Raw genomic sequence first — 15,436 nt, 5'->3', positions numbered from 1 at the left:
GGCGTTGATTTTTGGCACGCTGTTGAGTTCTCAAGGAACGGACGCTTCCTTTGTACTCACCCTCTCGGGCTTTCCTCCGGGCGCTTCCCTTCGGTGTTCCAAACTCTATCAGTGTTTTTCCGGCCCTCTGACCACCATCCTGCGGACATGCAGAAGGCGACCCCGAGATAGGATCTGACAAATTTGGGTGCTGCCAGACCAGGACGCGTAGCCGCATCGCTCAGCCCCAAGCAGGAGTACGACTGTACACGCAGCCGCCGAGCCGGTGCAAATCGACTTGAGGTATGGTCTAGACCACTTCGAAGTGCTCGCGCGGAACCTGCACTTCATGTGACATACCCTGCTGAACAGTGTGCCGCTCGCACAGGCAACGGCGGCCCATATCGATCTCCACCCCTGGGAGGCTTCCCATGACCACCGTGACGTCCCCGCTGGCAGGACGCGCCGTCGGACTGGCATCCGTGCCGGATCCGGTCTTCTCCGGGGCCATGGTCGGCCCGGGCACCGCGATCGACCCCGTGCGTGAGCCCTCCGAGGCCGTGTCGCCCGTGGACGGAGTCATCGTCTCTCTCCATCCGCACGCCTTTGTCGTCGTCGACGAGCACGGGCACGGTGTGCTCACTCACCTCGGTATCGACACCGTGCAGCTCAACGGCGAGGGTTTCGAGCTCCTCGTCAACAAGGGCGACACCGTGACGCGGGGCCAGGGCATCGTGCGCTGGAACCCGGCGGCCGTCGAGGCAGCCGGTAAGTCCCCGGTGTGCCCGATCGTGGCCCTCGAGGCCACGGCCGAGGCCCTCTCCGATCTGCGTGACGACGGCGATGTGAAGGCCGGCGACAGTCTCTTCATCTGGAAGTGACACCGTTGCCGTCGTACGACGGCATGTAGGGACGACAAACACCACGGCGGCGGGACACGCCGCGCTAACGGAGACGGGTGAGATGGAGACAACGCTGCGAGGCGTCGGCGTGAGCCACGGTGTGGCGATCGGCGAGGTTCGGCACATGGGAACGGCGGTCCTCGAGCCGCCTGCCAAGCAGATTCCGGCCGAGGATGCGGAGCGTGAACAGGGGCGCGCTCGTAAGGCCGTGGAGGCTGTGGCAGCCGACCTGATGGCGCGCGGCAATCTGGCGGGCGGCGAAGCTCAGGCGGTGCTCGAGGCGCAGGCGATGATGGCCCAGGACCCCGAGCTGATGGCGGATGTGGATCGGCGTATCGCCGTCGGCAGCACGGCCGAGCGGGCCGTGTACGACGCTTTCGCCGCGTACCGCGAGCTGCTGGCGGGTGCCGGTGAGTACCTGGCCGGCCGCGTTGCCGACCTTGACGACGTGCGGAATCGTATCGTCGCTCGTCTGCTCGGGGTGCCGATGCCGGGTGTCCCGGACAGCGACGAGCCCTATGTCCTCGTGGCTCGCGACCTCGCTCCGGCGGATACGGCGCTGCTGGACCCGACCCTCGTTCTCGGCTTTGTCACCGAGGAGGGGGGGCCGACCAGTCACAGCGCGATTCTGGCGAGGGCGCTGGGTGTGCCGGCCGTGGTCGCGCTGCCGGGCGCCGGTGAGCTCGCCGAGGGCACGGTCATCGCCGTGGACGGCAGCACCGGTGACATCTTCGTGAACCCGAGCGAGGAGAAGAAGGCGGAGCTGGAGGCGGCTGCCGCTGCGCGCAAGGCCGCACTCGCGGCGTCGACGGGTCCGGGGGCAACAGCCGACGGCAACAAGGTGCCGCTGCTCGCCAATGTCGGTGGTCCGTCCGACGTCCCGGCTGCTGTCGAGGCGGGCGCTGAGGGTGTCGGTCTGTTCCGCACCGAGTTCCTCTTCCTCGACGACAGCAAGAAGGCACCGTCGGAAGAGAAGCAGGTCGAGGCCTATCGGCAGGTTCTCGAGGCCTTCCCCGAGGGCCGTGTCGTCGTACGTGTACTGGACGCGGGCGCGGACAAGCCGCTGGACTTCCTGACGCCGGCCGATGAGCCGAACCCGGCGCTGGGTGTGCGCGGTCTGCGAACGCTGCTGGACCACCCCGAGGTTCTGCGCACCCAGTTGACGGCACTCGCCAAGGCGGCGGAGGGGCTGCCCGTCTACCTCGAGGTCATGGCTCCGATGGTGGCGGACCGTACCGATGCGAAGGCGTTCGCGGACGCGTGTCGTGCGGCCGGGCTCCAGGCGAAGTTCGGTGCGATGGTGGAGATTCCGTCGGCCGCGCTGCGGGCGCGTTCGATCCTGCAGGAGGTCGAGTTCCTGTCGTTGGGGACGAACGACCTCGCGCAGTACACCTTCGCCGCAGACCGTCAGGTGGGTGCGGTGTCCCGGCTGCAGGACCCGTGGCAGCCCGCGCTGCTCGATCTGGTCGCGTTGTCCGCCGAGGCAGCGAAGGCCGAGGGCAAGAGCTGTGGTGTCTGTGGTGAGGCGGCGTCCGATCCACTGCTGGCGTGTGTGCTGACCGGTCTGGGTGTGACCTCCCTGTCCATGGGTTCGGCGTCTATTCCTTACGTCCGGGCGACGCTGGCGAAGTACACGCTGGCGCAGTGTGAGCGGGCCGCTGCGGCTGCGCGGGCGGCGGACAGCGCCGAGGAGGCGCGCAACGCCGCTCAGGCGGTGCTGTCCGGCGAGTAGCGGAGCGGGACGGCTGCACGCCGGTTCACGCGGGGCGCTCCACCTACGGATGGAGCGCCCCTCCTGCGTTCAGTGGCGGTGTCCCGGCGGCGCTTCCTCACCTCCGAGATCCGGCGGCACGCAGTAGTCGACGCCGGATTCCGGGGAGATGAGGTCTCCGGATTCGATGTCGGTGCAGTAGGCGTCGAAGACCTCGCCCGCTGTGAGGGGTTCGAGCCCTTCCCCGCGCAGGCGCCATCCGTAGATCCGGTCCGATGCGTCGGGGGCGCTGGTCCGCATCACGAGTCCACCAGGGCCCTGGGTGGCGATGCCGAGGGCGAGGACTGTGGTGAACTCCAGGACTTCGGCCTCGTCGAGGTGGGTTGCGCCGTGGGCGTCTTCGTCGGCGTGCAGGACGGCGAGGAGTGTTTCCGGGGTTCCCGTGACGCTGCAGACGAGATGTCGGTGGCCCGGCTGGGCCGTGTCCAGGATGCGGAAGAGAAGGTTCGAGGCGCGGGCGAAGGCCGCGCGGCCGATGTCCTCGCCGCAGGTGGCGCAGGCGCCGAGTCGTGCCAGGAGGGTGGACGCGTACTCCCACGTGGCTTGTCGGACGGCTTCGTCGACGAGGGCCGGGACGAGGTCTGCCAGGGGCTGGCCCTCGTAGGGGAGGGTGGGGCCGGTGGTCGCAAGTTCGGCGGTGAAGCGGGTGCGGCTCGACGGGATATCGGGGTCGAGGCCCGTTTCCGCGCAGAACTCGGCGTATTCCTCCGGGTCGAAGAGGGCGATCGTCGTATGGCTGCCTTCGGAGGTCCGTGTCCTGAGGAGAGCCTCCATCTGTTGCAGGTAGATCTTGTGGTCGTCGAAGGTGAAGCTGCGGTAGCGCCGCATGGCACGGAAATCGTGCTCGTCGGTCAGCAGGCCGATCGTGCCGGCGATCTCGCGGCGCAGGACGCGTCGCATCGTCTGGTGGTCGGTGTGGACCATGTTTCCCCCTGTGCACAGTCGATCAATGCTCACTCACAGTAACCGGCAGCACTGACAACGGCATCGGTGTGAGGCGCCTGAGGACCAGGAGCAGTGCGTTCGTGCAGGTCGGGCGTGGAGTGATGCGACGGTCGGCCTCGGAGGTCGTCGAGGTTCGGTGAGGCCGAGGCCGTCGCGTGGGTCAGGCTCGATTGCGGGCGAGATCCTCGTAGAAGTGCAGGAGATCGAGATTGTCGATGGAGCCCGGGTTGACCGCCTTTTCCAGCGGTGTGCCCTGGAGAAGGCGCTTGACCGGGACTTCGATGCGCTTTCCGGTGAGGGTGTGTGGGACGCCGGGGACCTCGATGATCTCGTCGGGGACGTGACGCGGTGAGAGCTGTTCGCGGATGGTCTGCTTGATGCGGCTCAGGAGGGCCTCGTCGAGCACGGCTCCGGAGGCCAGGTGCACGAACAAGGGCATCCAGTAGCCGCCGTCGGGCTGCTCGATGCCGATGACGAGGGATTCCTTGATCTCGGGGAGGCGCTCCACTGCTTCATAGATATCGGCCGAACCCATGCGCACGCCCTGGCGGTTGAGTGTCGAGTCGGAGCGTCCGTGGATGACGACGGAGCCGCGTGAGGTGACGGTGATCCAGTCGCCGTGGCGCCAGACGCCGGGATACGTGTCGAAGTAGCTTTCGTGGTACCGGCTGCCGTCGGGGTCGTTCCAGAAGTAGATCGGCATGGACGGCATGGGGTTGGTGACCACGAGCTCGCCCACTTCGTCGACGAGGGGTTTGCCGCTGGGGTCCCAGGACTGCAGGTCGGTGCCCAGGCTGGGGGCCTGGAGCTCGCCGACGTACACGGGGAGCGTGGGCACGGCTCCGGCGAAGCAGGAGCACACGTCCGTGCCGCCGCTGACGGAGGCGATCCACAGGTCGTCGCGGACCTCGTCGTGCAGCCAGCGGAATCCGTCCGGTGGGAGGGGTGATCCGGTGGTCGCGACGCACTGGACGCTTGCGAGGTCGTAGTCGCGTGCCGGGTGCACGCCGGCCTTGCGGCAGGCCATGACGTATGCGGCAGAGGTGCCGTAGAGGGTGGCTCCCGTGCGTTCGGCGACCCGCCACTGGGCGCCTGTGTCGGGATAGCCCGGGCTGCCGTCGTAGAGGACGATCGTGGTGCCGGTGAGGAGGCCGGAGACGAGGAAGTTCCACATCATCCAGCCTGTCGACGTGTACCAGAAGAAGCGGTCTTCGGGGCCCAGGTCGCAGTGCAGGCCGAGTTGTTTGAGGTGCTCGACGAGGATGCCGCCCTGGGACTGGACGATGGCCTTGGGGAGGCCGGTCGTGCCGGAGGAGTAGAGCACCCAGAGGGGGTGGTCGAAAGGTACCTGCTCGAAGACGGGTTCCTCGTCGGCGGCGGTGAGGGCCGACCACTCCAGTGCGCCTTCGGGGGCCTCGGTGCCGAGGAGGGGAATGTGCACCACGGCGCGCAGGGTGGGCAGTTCGCGGCGCAGTTCGGTGACGGTGTCGCGGCGGTCGTGCTCCTTGCCTCCGTAACGGTAGCCGTCGACGGTGAACAGGACGACGGGTTCGACCTGCTGGAAGCGGTCCAGGACGCTGCGGGCGCCGAAGTCGGGGGCGCAGGAGGTCCAGACGCCGCCCACGGCTGCCGTGGCGAGGAGGGCCACCACGGCCTGCGGGATGTTCGGGAGGTAGCCGCTGACGCGATCACCGGGGCGTACGCCGAGGGCGCGCAGCTCGGCCGCCAGGGAGCCCACCTGGCGGCGCAGTTCGGACCAGGTCACGGGGCTGGGCTGGTGGGATTCGTCGACGTACAGGAGGGCGGGGTCGGCGGCGCGGGTGGCGGCGGCGCGCAGGGCGTGCTCGGCGTAGTTCAGGGTCGCGCCGGGGAACCACTCGGCGCCGGGCATCGAGCGGTCGCCGAGCACGCGCGCGTAGGGCGTGGAGAAGCTGACGTCGAACCACTCCGTGACGGCTCTCCAAAAACTGTCCAGCTCGTCGACCGACCAGCGGTGCAGGGCCGCGTAGCCGCCCTCCGCGGGGGCTCCGTGGTTTTCGGCGGCCCAGGCCTGGAACTTGGTGACTCGAGCCTGGGCGATGCGTTCCGGATCTGGCTGCCAGAGCGGCTGGGGGTTCACGGTCGACATGGGGCGGCTCCCGGACTTTGCGCGTCGTGTGCGTCCTCCGCGCACGGCGGGGTGTGCGCGTGACGCGGATGACACGGACGATGCCATGTGATCGACTTCTGCACCAGGGTGAGCCCCACATAGTCCGTGTCGTGAAGATGTGGTCCCGGCACGGGTGAACGGAAGTTGAACGGCACGCGTGTGTGGCGCTGGCAATGGCAGGCTGAGCAGCATGGACGGTCGTGACCTGGTGCGTTCGATTAAGGCGGTCGGTTCTGTGGGGGCGGCTCAGGGATTGCGTACCGTGCGGGCGGCGTGGCGCAGGAGGCGTGCCGACGCCGTCGGTTTGCCGCGCCGGGGCGCCGAGCGCGCGCGGGTGCCCGGGCCCGTGCAGGAGGTGCGGCCCGGCCCGGGGGGCGGTGTCATCCGGTTCAGCCGGTCCGAGCTGCGCATCACTGTCGCCGTGAACGGCGCCGTCTTCTGGGGCTGGGACGGGGCCGCTCCTGAGCCGTCGTACGCGCTTGCGGGGCGCTGTCCGGAACCGGATCCCCGGGCGTTGCTGGAGCCCGACAAGGACGGTGGCTGGCGGGTCGTGGCCGAGCGGGTGACGGTCGTCATCTCGCGACATGGCGCGGTGGAGGTGCAGACACCCGGTGGAGTGACACTCCGGCGCGATCTTCCGCCGCGTTGGTGGGAGCCTGTCGACGGTGGGGCGGCACGGTGGATGCAGCGGTCGGAGGTCGCCGCGGAGGCGCGCTTCTTCGGGCTCGGGGGGCGGGCGTCGGGGCCGCGTCTGAGAGGCGGAACGTACCGGTTGTGGAACACCGATCCCGGCCGTGCCTTCGGCCCTGGCGACGACCCGCTGTACATCACCATGCCGGTGCAGTTGGTGGTGGCCGACGCCGGCACTCATCTGGTGTTCCACGACACCTCGTGGGACGGCACCGTGACGCTGCGGGAGGGCGAGGAGGGGGCCGGTTCAGGGCACGACCGGGCGGGGATCAGCGAGCTGCGGATGGACGGCGGTCCGCTGCGCTGCTGGGTGATGGTGGGCACTCCCGCGCGCGTGCTGCTCGTCTGGGCCTCGCTCACCGGTGCGGCGGCGCTGCCGCCCGCGTGGGCGCTGGGTCACCAGCACGCGCGGTGGGGCTTCGGCAGCGAGCAGGAAGTGCGGCGGATCGTTTCGGGCTACCAGGAGCGGGATTTGCCGCTGGACGCGGTGCATCTGGACATCGACCATTACGACGAGCATCAGGTGTTCACGGTCGACCAGGAGGGCTTCCCCAAGCTGCCGCAGCTCGCCGAGGAGTTGCGGCGGGACGATATCCGCCTGGTGTCGATCGTCGATCCGGCGGTCAGGGCCGCGCCGGGCAATGTCGTGTACGACAGTGGGACGGCCGAGGACGCGTTCGTGAGGGATGCCTCGGGAGAGCTCGTGCGGGGGGTGGTCTGGCCCGGGGAGGCGGTCTTCCCGGACTTCACGCACGCGCGCGTGCGTGAGTGGTGGGGTGGCCTGTACGAGGAGCGGCTGGCGCAGGGTTTCTCGGGTTTCTGGCATGACATGAACGAGCCGACCTCGTTCGCCGCCTTCGGGGAGTCGACGCTGCCGCGTTCGGCCCGGCACTCCCTGGAGGGGCGTGGCGGGGATCATCAGGAGGCGCACAACGTCTACGGCCTGTGCATGGCCAGGGCTGCCTATGAGGCGCTGCGCGAGTCGGCGCCCGAGGAGCGGCCCTTCGTCTTCTCACGCTCCGGATGGGCCGGTATGCAGCGCTACGGGGGGACGTGGTCCGGGGACGTGGCCACAGGCTGGCCCGGCCTGCGGGCGTCGTTGTCGCTGGTCATGGGGCTCGGGCTGTGCGGCGTGCCGTACTCGGGGCCGGACGTCGGCGGCTTCGACGGGAGTCCGTCGCCGGAGCTGTATCTGCGGTGGTTCCAGTTGGCCGCGTATCTGCCGCTGTTCCGTACGCACGCGAGCCTGCGCGCGGGGCGCCGGGAGCCATGGGAGTTCGGTTCCGAAGTGCTGGAGCACGCGCGCGTGGCGCTCGTCGAGCGTCGGCGGCTGCTGCCGTACTTCGTGACGCTGGCGCATCTGGCCCGGCGCACAGGGGCGCCTTATGTACGTCCCCTGTGGTGGTCGACGCCGGACGACCGCGCGCTGCGCGACTGCGAGGATGCGTTTCTGCTGGGCGACTGCCTTCTGGTGGCGCCGGTGCTGGATGCGGGGGTCGACCGGCGTGCGGTGCAGCTGCCGCGGGGGCGGTGGTACGACACCGCGACGGAGCGGGTGTACGAGGGGCCCGGCCAGGTGCTCGTCGACGCGCCTCTGTCTCGGATCCCGGTGCTCGCGCGCTCGGGCGCCGTCGTCCCCGTACGCGGGGACGACGGCGGGCTGGAACTGGAGGTGTGGGCGCCCGCCCCGGGACATACCGGGGGCGGGCTGGTGGTGCCGGATGGGGGTGACGGCTGGGACGAGCCGGAGATCGAGCGTTACATCAGCCGCTGGGAGGGCCGGAAGCTGGTCGTCGAGCGGGAGCTCGAGGACGGGGTGGTCCCGTCACCTCATCCGGTCCGCATACGAGGGCTCGGCGAGTGTCGATCTCAGATGTAGCGGCCTTCGAAGAACGCCCGTACGGCCAGCGTGTGCAGCGGGAAGGCCAGTTCCTCCGGCCTGTGCAGGAGGTGCCAGCCCTCGGTCTCGTCGGTGGCGGCCGACGTCGGCAGGCGGTCGGCGGGCCGTTCCGGCAGCAGGCCGAACAGCAGTAGGTGCCCGTCTGGGGAGCTCATCGCGTCGACGAGACGTACGTCGCGGCCGGCCGCGTCGATGCCGGTCTCTTCCTTGAGTTCGCGTACGACGGCCTGCCGCCAGTCCTCCCGGTCGTCGATGTAGCCGCCGGGCAGGGCGGTGCCTCCGCGCGCGGGGGCGATGGTTCGGGTGATGACGACCAGGGCGGTGCCCTTCGTGTCGTATACGGGCTGGAGTGCGATCGCTACCGGCAGCGGATTGCGGTAGGCCACGGTTGTGCACGCCGGGCAGGTGCGGGGCCAGCCGGAGACGCCCTCTCCGTAGGGCGCGCCGCAGCTCGAACAGTGAGAGTCTGCTGCGGAGTTGGGGGCGGAGTGCTGAGTTTCGGACACGCGGCGGACTGTATCCGATCAGTGGAGGGGAGTCTTCCGGGGGCCGGTCACTACTGCCTTGCGAGGGATTTCCAGAACGCGGGGAGGTCGAAGTAGCCGGCAGGCCAGGGCTCCCGCTCGTACGTGCAGAGCCACCACTCTTCGGCGAGGTTCATGAATCCGACGGCTTCGAGGGTGCTCTTGAGCTACCTGGCCATCGGATGCAGTCCGCTCACACATGGCCGCCCTGCCGCTTTCCGGTTGCCCGTGGCACACTTCTGACGTCCCGTCAGATCTGTTGCAGGAGGGGCTATGCCACGCACGCGCACGCCTGTGGTCGCCGGGTGGTTCGCCGGTGACGGGGACGACTTCCGGCTCCTCGGCACCCGGTGCTCGAACTGCACCTCGGTCTTCTTCCCGCGCGAGGACACCCACTGCCGCAACCCGGGCTGCCCGGGCGGCGACCTGGAGGAGGTGCCGCTCTCGCGGCGGGGGCGCGTTTGGTCGTACACGGACAGCCGGTACCGGCCCCCGTCACCCTATGTGACCGATCCGGAACTTCCGTGGGAGCCGTACGCGTTGGTCGCTGTGGAGCTGGAGTCCGAGCGTCTCGTGCTGCTGGGACAGGCGGTTCCCGGGGTCACCGTCGACGATCTGACGGTGGGCATGGAGGTGGAGGTCGTTCCCGGCGTGCTCCATGAGGACGCGGAGACGATCTGGACGACCTGGCAATGGCGGCCGACGGGGGTGACGGCATGACGGAGGAGGTGGCGGTGCTCGGCGTGGGCATGCACCCCTGGGGCAAGTGGGGGCGCAGCTTCGTCGAGTACGGGACGGCGGCGGCCCGCGCGGCGCTCACGGATGCGGGACTGGAGTGGCGGGACATCGGGTCGATCATCGGTGCGGACACCGTGCGGGGCGGCTATCCGGGGTATGTGGCCGGGGCCACTTTCGCGAAAGCGCTCGGCTGGCAGGGCGCCCGGATCACGAGCGTGTACGCGGCGTGCGCGTCCGGGGCACAGGCCGTCAACGCCGGTCGGGCGCAGATACTTTCGGGGCTCGCGGACGTGGTGCTCGTGGTGGGCGCCGATGCGGCACCCAAGGGCTTCTTCCGGCCCGCCGGCGGCGACCGGCCCGACGATCCGGACTGGCTGCGCTTCCGCGTCCTCGGTGCGACCAATCCGGCGTACTTCGGGCTGTACGCGCGCCGCCGGATGGCCGTGCACGGCGATACGCCCGAGGACTTCGCGCAGGTCAAGGTGAAGAACTCCGCCTTGGGCGCAGCCAATCCGTACGCGCGCTACCGCAAGCAGGTCACCGCCGCAGAGGTCGCCGCCTCTGCCGTGGTCGCCGATCCCCTGCGCCTGCTCGACATCTGCGCGACCTCGGACGGAGGGGCGGCGCTGGTGCTGGCCGGCATGGAGTTCGCGCGTCGGCACGGGGCCCGGGATCCGGTGCGGATCCGGGCGGTATCCACGGTGACACCGCGTTATCCCAACGCGGTCCTGGATCTGCCCGACATGGCGACGGACTCCGCGGCGGCGGTACCACCGGCGGCCGAGACCTTCAGGGAGTCGATCGCGAGCGCCGCCTACGAGGAAGCGGGCATCGGCCCCGAGGAGCTCTCCTTCGCGGAGGTCTACGACCTGTCCACCGCCCTGGAGTTGCAGTGGTACGAGGATCTGAGGCTGTGCGGCGAGGGAGAGGCCGCGAAGCTGCTGCGGGAGGGCGCGACGGCGCTGGGGGGACGCATACCCGTGAACCTGAGTGGCGGGCTTGCCTCATTCGGGGAGGCCGTTCCGGCCCAGGCGATAGCCCAAGTCTGCGAACTCACCTGGCAGTTGAGAGGTGACGCCGGCGACCGGCAGGTCGCCGGGGCACGTGTGGGGATCGCCGCGAATCAGGGGCTGTTCGGGCACGGCTCGGCGGTGATCGCGGTGCGGTGATGCGCCAGCGGCGCGGCGGGCGCCACCCTTCGGCCGTACGAGTGTGCTGTCGCCGTAGTAACGACCAAGGAAGGAGAGGTGCTTCTACGCTGTGTGACCAACCCGGAATCCTGCGTGAACGTCTCATGAACTGGGCTCGGGCGCCTGCCGGCGGCGAGATCATGCTCGCGTGCCCTCCTGGACGGATACTCTCCGCTTCGCGTTCCAACCGGTGGTCAATCTGACGACCGGAGGAGTCGCGGGGCTGGAGATACTCGCCCGCCCGGAGACCGGCGACGTCCTGGCCGAGGCCCGCCGCGATCCCGAACTCGACGGCCGTCTTTCCGTGTTGGCGTTCCGTACGGCGGCTCGCAAGGAGACCTTGCTGCCGCTGTACGTCAACGTTTTCGCCGGCACCCTCGCCGACCTGGGCGGACTGACACCGCTGCACGACGCCGTGCGTGCGGCGGGGCGACTGCCGTGGGAGGTGACGATCGATGTCGGTCCGCCGTACACGCACGTGCCCCAGCACGCACTGCTGGAGGCGATCGGAGCGTTGCGGGAGCAGGGCTTCCGGGTCAGCGCGGACGGCATCGGCGACGGGGACCTGCCGCTGCGGTTGCTCACCGACATGGCACCGGACCTGGTGAAACTCGATGCGTGCCTGCTGCCGCGGCCGGCGGCGGTACGGGCGATGCGGACGCTGTGTGAGCAGTTGGGAGCGCTCCTGTGCGTCGAGGGGGTGGAGACGGAGTTGCAGTGCGCATCCGCGCGGTCGGCCGGTGCACAGCTGGCACAGGGGGAGCTGTTCGCTCCCCCGGCTCGGCTGCCGGCGGCGGAGGTATACGTTCCGCCGCGCTCCCCAGGACTGACGGTGACGCCACGCTCGGGGCCGTCGGTGCGGGAGTTCGTGCGGCCGGCCGCACTACTGCCCGCCACCGCGTCCGCCGGCCAGGTGCGAGCGCTGCTGACGGGATCGCCGGACGTGTCCGGCGTGCTGCTGGTGGACTCGAACGGCGTCCCGGTGCGGTCCGTGCACCGTTCCCGGTTCCTGCTGTCGATGTCGGGGCGGTACGGCCATGCGCTGTACGCCGACCGGCCCGCGGCGAAGCTGGGAGATCCGCCGCGCACGGTGGGCGTGGACGCCACGGCGTGGGAAGTGCTGGACGTGGTCGCCGTCGGAGGCCGGGACCGTACTTCGGATGATGTGGCGGTGGTCGACCGGTACGGCCGGTGTGTGGGCGTCGTACGGCTCGCGGACCTCGTACGGGCGCTCGCCGAGACGCGGGTCGAGGAGGCCGCGGGGCTGAATCCGCTGACACGGCTGCCCGGTTCGGATGCGATCACCGGTGAGGTGGACCGGCGGATCGCGGACGGGCGGACGTTCGCGCTGACTTGGCTGGACGTGGACCACTTCAAACAGGTCAACGACGGGGCGGGGTTCGCGGCGGGCGACGAGCTGATCCGGTCGGTGGGACGGGCGCTGCAGCGCGCTGCGTCCGACAGTACCCGCGTGGGCCACATCGGCGGGGACGACTTCCTGGTGCTCGCGGATCCGGAGGGGCTCAATCCGCTGGTCGCCTCCGTGCTGGACGCGCCCTGGTCCGCAGGTGGGCGTCCCGTCACCCTCTCCCTGGCCACGGTCCTGTGCGAGCCCGGGAGCGTGACGGACCACCGGCAGGCGGCCGCATGTCTGGCCCCTCTGAAGAAGGCCGCGAAGTCACTGAGCGGGGCGAGCTGGGTGATGGGCCGCGCGGGGCTGTCCGGGCACGAGATCCTGCGCGGCGTGGCGGCGGCGACGGCCCCGGCCGAGTGGGCGGTGGCGGACCCGAGCAGGGGGTGAGAGGCTTTTCCCACGAGGTCGTCGGAGGCCGAAGGGCGTCCGTACGGCCTCAGCACAGCCATGGTCTTCGACCCCTGCCGGGTTCAGCAGGAACTGGCCTCCCTGCCGGCCTCAGCAGGGCATCGGAGGCCGTCCCACCTCCGAACGGGCGCGCCATGAGCCGCGTGGGCGACGCTCCGTGGTCCGTCGGTGCGCCCCCAACCATTGGCGTCGGCGACCTTGACGCCCCCTGGACGCCGGTGAACACTTCCCGGTGTCGGTCGACATCGCCGTACATTCTCGGCGTATCCACGCACTGCGCCGCGCGGTTCCGCCTGGACCATGGCTCCCTTCCCCCACGGGCGAGTCGGCTGCGACGGCACGCTCGTCACGGACGCCGGGCGGGGCGCGGGACCTCCCTGCCTTCGGCTGAAGTCGCCGTGGGAAACGCACCCCGCACGGAGAACCGGGGCCGATCGTCCCGGCCAGGGCCTAGGAGCCGCCATGAGCAACGGAGACATATTCCTCGGTGAGGTCATCGGTACCGCGATCCTGATCCTCTTCGGGGCCGGAGTCGTCGCCGCCGTCGTACTCAACTATTCGAAGGCGAAGGACGCGGGCTGGGTCGTCATCGCGTTCGGCTGGGGCTTCGGCGTGATGGCCGGCGCGTACACCGCCGCGCCGCTGTCCGGAGGTCAGCTCAACCCGGCCGTGACGATCGGCATCGCCATCGACACGGGGGAATGGGACAAGGTCCACATCTACATCGCCGGCCAGATGGTCGGCGCGATGCTGGGTGCGATGCTGTGCTGGCTGGTGTACTTCGCGCAGTTCCAGGCCAACGCCGACAAGGACATCGCTCAGCCGACCCTCGGAATCTTCTCCACCGCCCCCGCGATCCGCAATGTCGTCGCGAATCTCATCACCGAGATCATCGCGACCATCGCGCTGGTGCTGCCGATCCTGGCGTTCGGTCTGACCAAGGGGCTCGGCGTGTCCGGTACGGCGATCCTGATCGTCTCGTTCCTCGTGGTCGGCATCGGTCTGTCGCTCGGCGGTCCCACGGGATATGCGATCAACCCGGCCCGCGACCTGGGCCCGCGCATCGTCCACGCGCTGCTCCCGATTCCCAACAAGGGCAACTCGGACTGGGGTTACGCATGGATTCCGGTGGTCGGACCGCTCATCGGCGGGGCGCTGTCCGGGCTCATCTTCAACGCAGCCTTCTGAAGGAACCGACGAAGGGGACGTCATGACGGACAAGTTCGTCGCCGCTATCGACCAGGGCACGACCTCCAGCCGCTGCATCATCTTCAACCAGGACGGCGCCATCGTGGCCGTCGACCAGCGCGAGCACCGCCAGATCTTCCCCAAGCCCGGCTGGGTGGAGCACGACGCCACCGAGATCTGGTCGAAGGTGCAGGCGGTGGTCGCCGGCGCCATCGCCAAGGCCGGGCTGCGCGCCGACCAGCTCAGTGCCCTCGGCATCACCAACCAGCGCGAGACGACGGTGCTGTGGGACCGCGCGACGGGCAAGCCTGTGCACAACGCGATCGTGTGGCAGGACACGCGTACCGCGGCGCTGTGCAACCAACTCGGCGGCTCGGACGGGCAGGATCGTTTCCGTGAGCAGACCGGGTTGCCACTGGCCAGCTACTTCTCCGGACCGAAGGCGGCCTGGCTGCTGGACAACGTGCCCGGTCTCAGGGCTCGCGCCGAGCGCGGCGAGATCGCCTTCGGCACCATCGACTCCTGGCTGATCTGGAACCTCACCGGCGGCACGGACGGCGGACACCACGTCACCGACGTGACGAACGCCGGTCGCACCATGCTGATGAACCTGGAGAGCCTGCAGTGGGACTCCTCGATCCTGTCTGCCATGAACGTGCCCGAGGCCGTCCTACCGGAGATCAAGTCCTCCGCCGAGGTGTACGGGACCGCTGTCGGACAACTGTCCGGCGTGCCCGTCGCGTCCGCGCTGGGCGACCAGCAAGCAGCGGTGTTCGGGCAGGCCTGCTACGACGTGGGCACGGCGAAGAACACCTACGGCACGGGCAGCTTCCTGCTGCTCAACACGGGCAACCGGCCGGTGCCGTCGAAGAGCGGGCTGCTGACGACCATGGGCTACAAGATCGGCAGCGAGGCGCCCGTGTACTGCCTGGAGGGGTCGATAGCGATAACGGGCGCGCTGGTCCAATGGTTCCGGGACCAGCTCGGCATCATCCGCACCGCCGACGAGATCGAGTCCCTGGCGGCGAGCGTCGAGGACAACGGAGGCGCGTACATCGTGCCCGCCTTCTCCGGCCTGTTCGCGCCGTACTGGCGCTCCGACGCGCGCGGTGTCATCACCGGACTGACGCGGTACGTCACCAAGGCGCACCTCGCGCGCGCGGTGCTGGAGGCGACGAGCTGGCAGACGCGTGAGGTCGTGGACGCCATGTACCAGGACTCCGGGGTGCAGATCACGACCCTGAAGGTCGACGGCGGCATGACGAAGAACAACCTGCTCATGCAGCACCAGGCGGATGTGCTCGACGTGCCCGTGATCCGGCCCAAGGTCTCCGAGACGACCTGTCTGGGTGCCGCATACGCGGCAGGGCTGGCCACGGGCGTGTGGAACGACTTGGACGAGCTCAAGGCGCACTGGGCGAAGGACGCCGAGTGGACGCCTGCCATGACCGCCGATGTCCGTGACCGCGAGTACCACAACTGGCGCAAGGCGGTGGAGAAGAGCTTCGGCTGGCAGGAGGACGGCGACGCCTGAGGGACACGGCGAGAGCTGTGATGGGTGCACGCGTGCGTGCGTTGGCTCCAGCCACGCGCGCGTGCCCATGAGCCGCGGCTCGTACCCCGGTCGGCGGGGGTACG

General features: G+C 69.5%; 11 protein-coding genes. 8 read left to right on the top strand and 3 right to left on the bottom strand.

Annotated elements, in window-relative coordinates:
• Positions 1-410 precede the first annotated feature (410 nt).
• Both ACIREI_RS26365 and ptsP read left to right on the top strand, forming a co-directional pair.
• Positions 411-860 (top strand): PTS glucose transporter subunit IIA, encoded by a 450-nt coding sequence (locus ACIREI_RS26365; protein ID WP_403337387.1) that lies wholly within the window; start codon positions 411-413, stop codon positions 858-860.
• Positions 861-942: 82 nt separating this feature from the next.
• Positions 943-2,613 carry a phosphoenolpyruvate--protein phosphotransferase gene (gene ptsP, locus ACIREI_RS26360; RefSeq protein ID WP_403337385.1) on the top strand — a complete coding sequence of 557 codons (1,671 nt, stop codon included), beginning with the start codon at positions 943-945 and terminating at the stop codon, positions 2,611-2,613.
• A 69-nt stretch (positions 2,614-2,682) separates the two neighbouring features.
• Here ptsP and ACIREI_RS26355 read toward each other — a convergent pair whose 3' ends face one another.
• Positions 2,683-3,576: a hypothetical protein gene (locus tag ACIREI_RS26355; RefSeq protein WP_403337382.1), complete on the bottom strand. Its 894-nt coding sequence runs from the start codon at positions 3,574-3,576 to the stop codon at positions 2,683-2,685.
• Between the two features lie 181 nt (positions 3,577-3,757).
• Positions 3,758-5,725 (bottom strand): acetoacetate--CoA ligase, encoded by a 1,968-nt coding sequence (locus ACIREI_RS26350; RefSeq protein WP_403337379.1) that lies wholly within the window; start codon positions 5,723-5,725, stop codon positions 3,758-3,760.
• A gap of 211 nt (positions 5,726-5,936) precedes the next feature.
• Here ACIREI_RS26350 and ACIREI_RS26345 point away from each other — a divergent pair, with 211 nt between their 5' ends.
• Positions 5,937-8,315 carry a TIM-barrel domain-containing protein gene (locus ACIREI_RS26345; protein WP_403337377.1) on the top strand — a complete coding sequence of 793 codons (2,379 nt, stop codon included), beginning with the start codon at positions 5,937-5,939 and terminating at the stop codon, positions 8,313-8,315.
• On the opposite strand, the gene ACIREI_RS26340 is transcribed toward ACIREI_RS26345, so the two are convergent.
• On the bottom strand, positions 8,306-8,842 hold the full coding sequence (locus tag ACIREI_RS26340) for an NUDIX domain-containing protein (RefSeq protein ID WP_403337375.1): 537 nt from the start codon (positions 8,840-8,842) through the stop codon (positions 8,306-8,308). The two genes, ACIREI_RS26345 and ACIREI_RS26340, sit on opposite strands and share 10 nt — an antisense overlap.
• A 312-nt stretch (positions 8,843-9,154) precedes the next feature.
• Here ACIREI_RS26340 and ACIREI_RS26335 point away from each other — a divergent pair, with 312 nt between their 5' ends.
• The 5 genes from ACIREI_RS26335 (at position 9,155) to glpK (ending at position 15,332) form a co-directional block, all read left to right on the top strand.
• Positions 9,155-9,580, top strand: coding sequence for a Zn-ribbon domain-containing OB-fold protein (locus ACIREI_RS26335; protein WP_403337434.1), 426 nt, complete (start codon positions 9,155-9,157; stop codon positions 9,578-9,580).
• The gene (locus ACIREI_RS26330; protein ID WP_403337372.1) at positions 9,577-10,767 is read left to right on the top strand and encodes a lipid-transfer protein; all 1,191 of its coding nucleotides are present in this window, start codon (positions 9,577-9,579) and stop codon (positions 10,765-10,767) included. The genes ACIREI_RS26335 and ACIREI_RS26330 overlap by 4 nt, the downstream gene beginning before the upstream one ends.
• A 169-nt stretch (positions 10,768-10,936) precedes the next feature.
• Positions 10,937-12,589: an EAL domain-containing protein gene (locus tag ACIREI_RS26325; protein ID WP_403337369.1), complete on the top strand. Its 1,653-nt coding sequence runs from the start codon at positions 10,937-10,939 to the stop codon at positions 12,587-12,589.
• A gap of 483 nt (positions 12,590-13,072) precedes the next feature.
• The gene (locus ACIREI_RS26320) at positions 13,073-13,798 is read left to right on the top strand and encodes an MIP/aquaporin family protein (protein ID WP_403337367.1); all 726 of its coding nucleotides are present in this window, start codon (positions 13,073-13,075) and stop codon (positions 13,796-13,798) included.
• A 22-nt stretch (positions 13,799-13,820) separates the two neighbouring features.
• On the top strand, positions 13,821-15,332 hold the full coding sequence (gene glpK / locus ACIREI_RS26315) for a glycerol kinase GlpK (protein ID WP_403337364.1): 1,512 nt from the start codon (positions 13,821-13,823) through the stop codon (positions 15,330-15,332).
• Positions 15,333-15,436: the final 104 nt, after the last annotated feature.

This window comes from Streptomyces sp. NPDC093591, from assembly GCF_044764885.1.
GTDB lineage: Bacteria > Actinomycetota > Actinomycetes > Streptomycetales > Streptomycetaceae > Streptomyces.
This window is presented reverse-complemented; position numbering and strand designations above follow the sequence as displayed.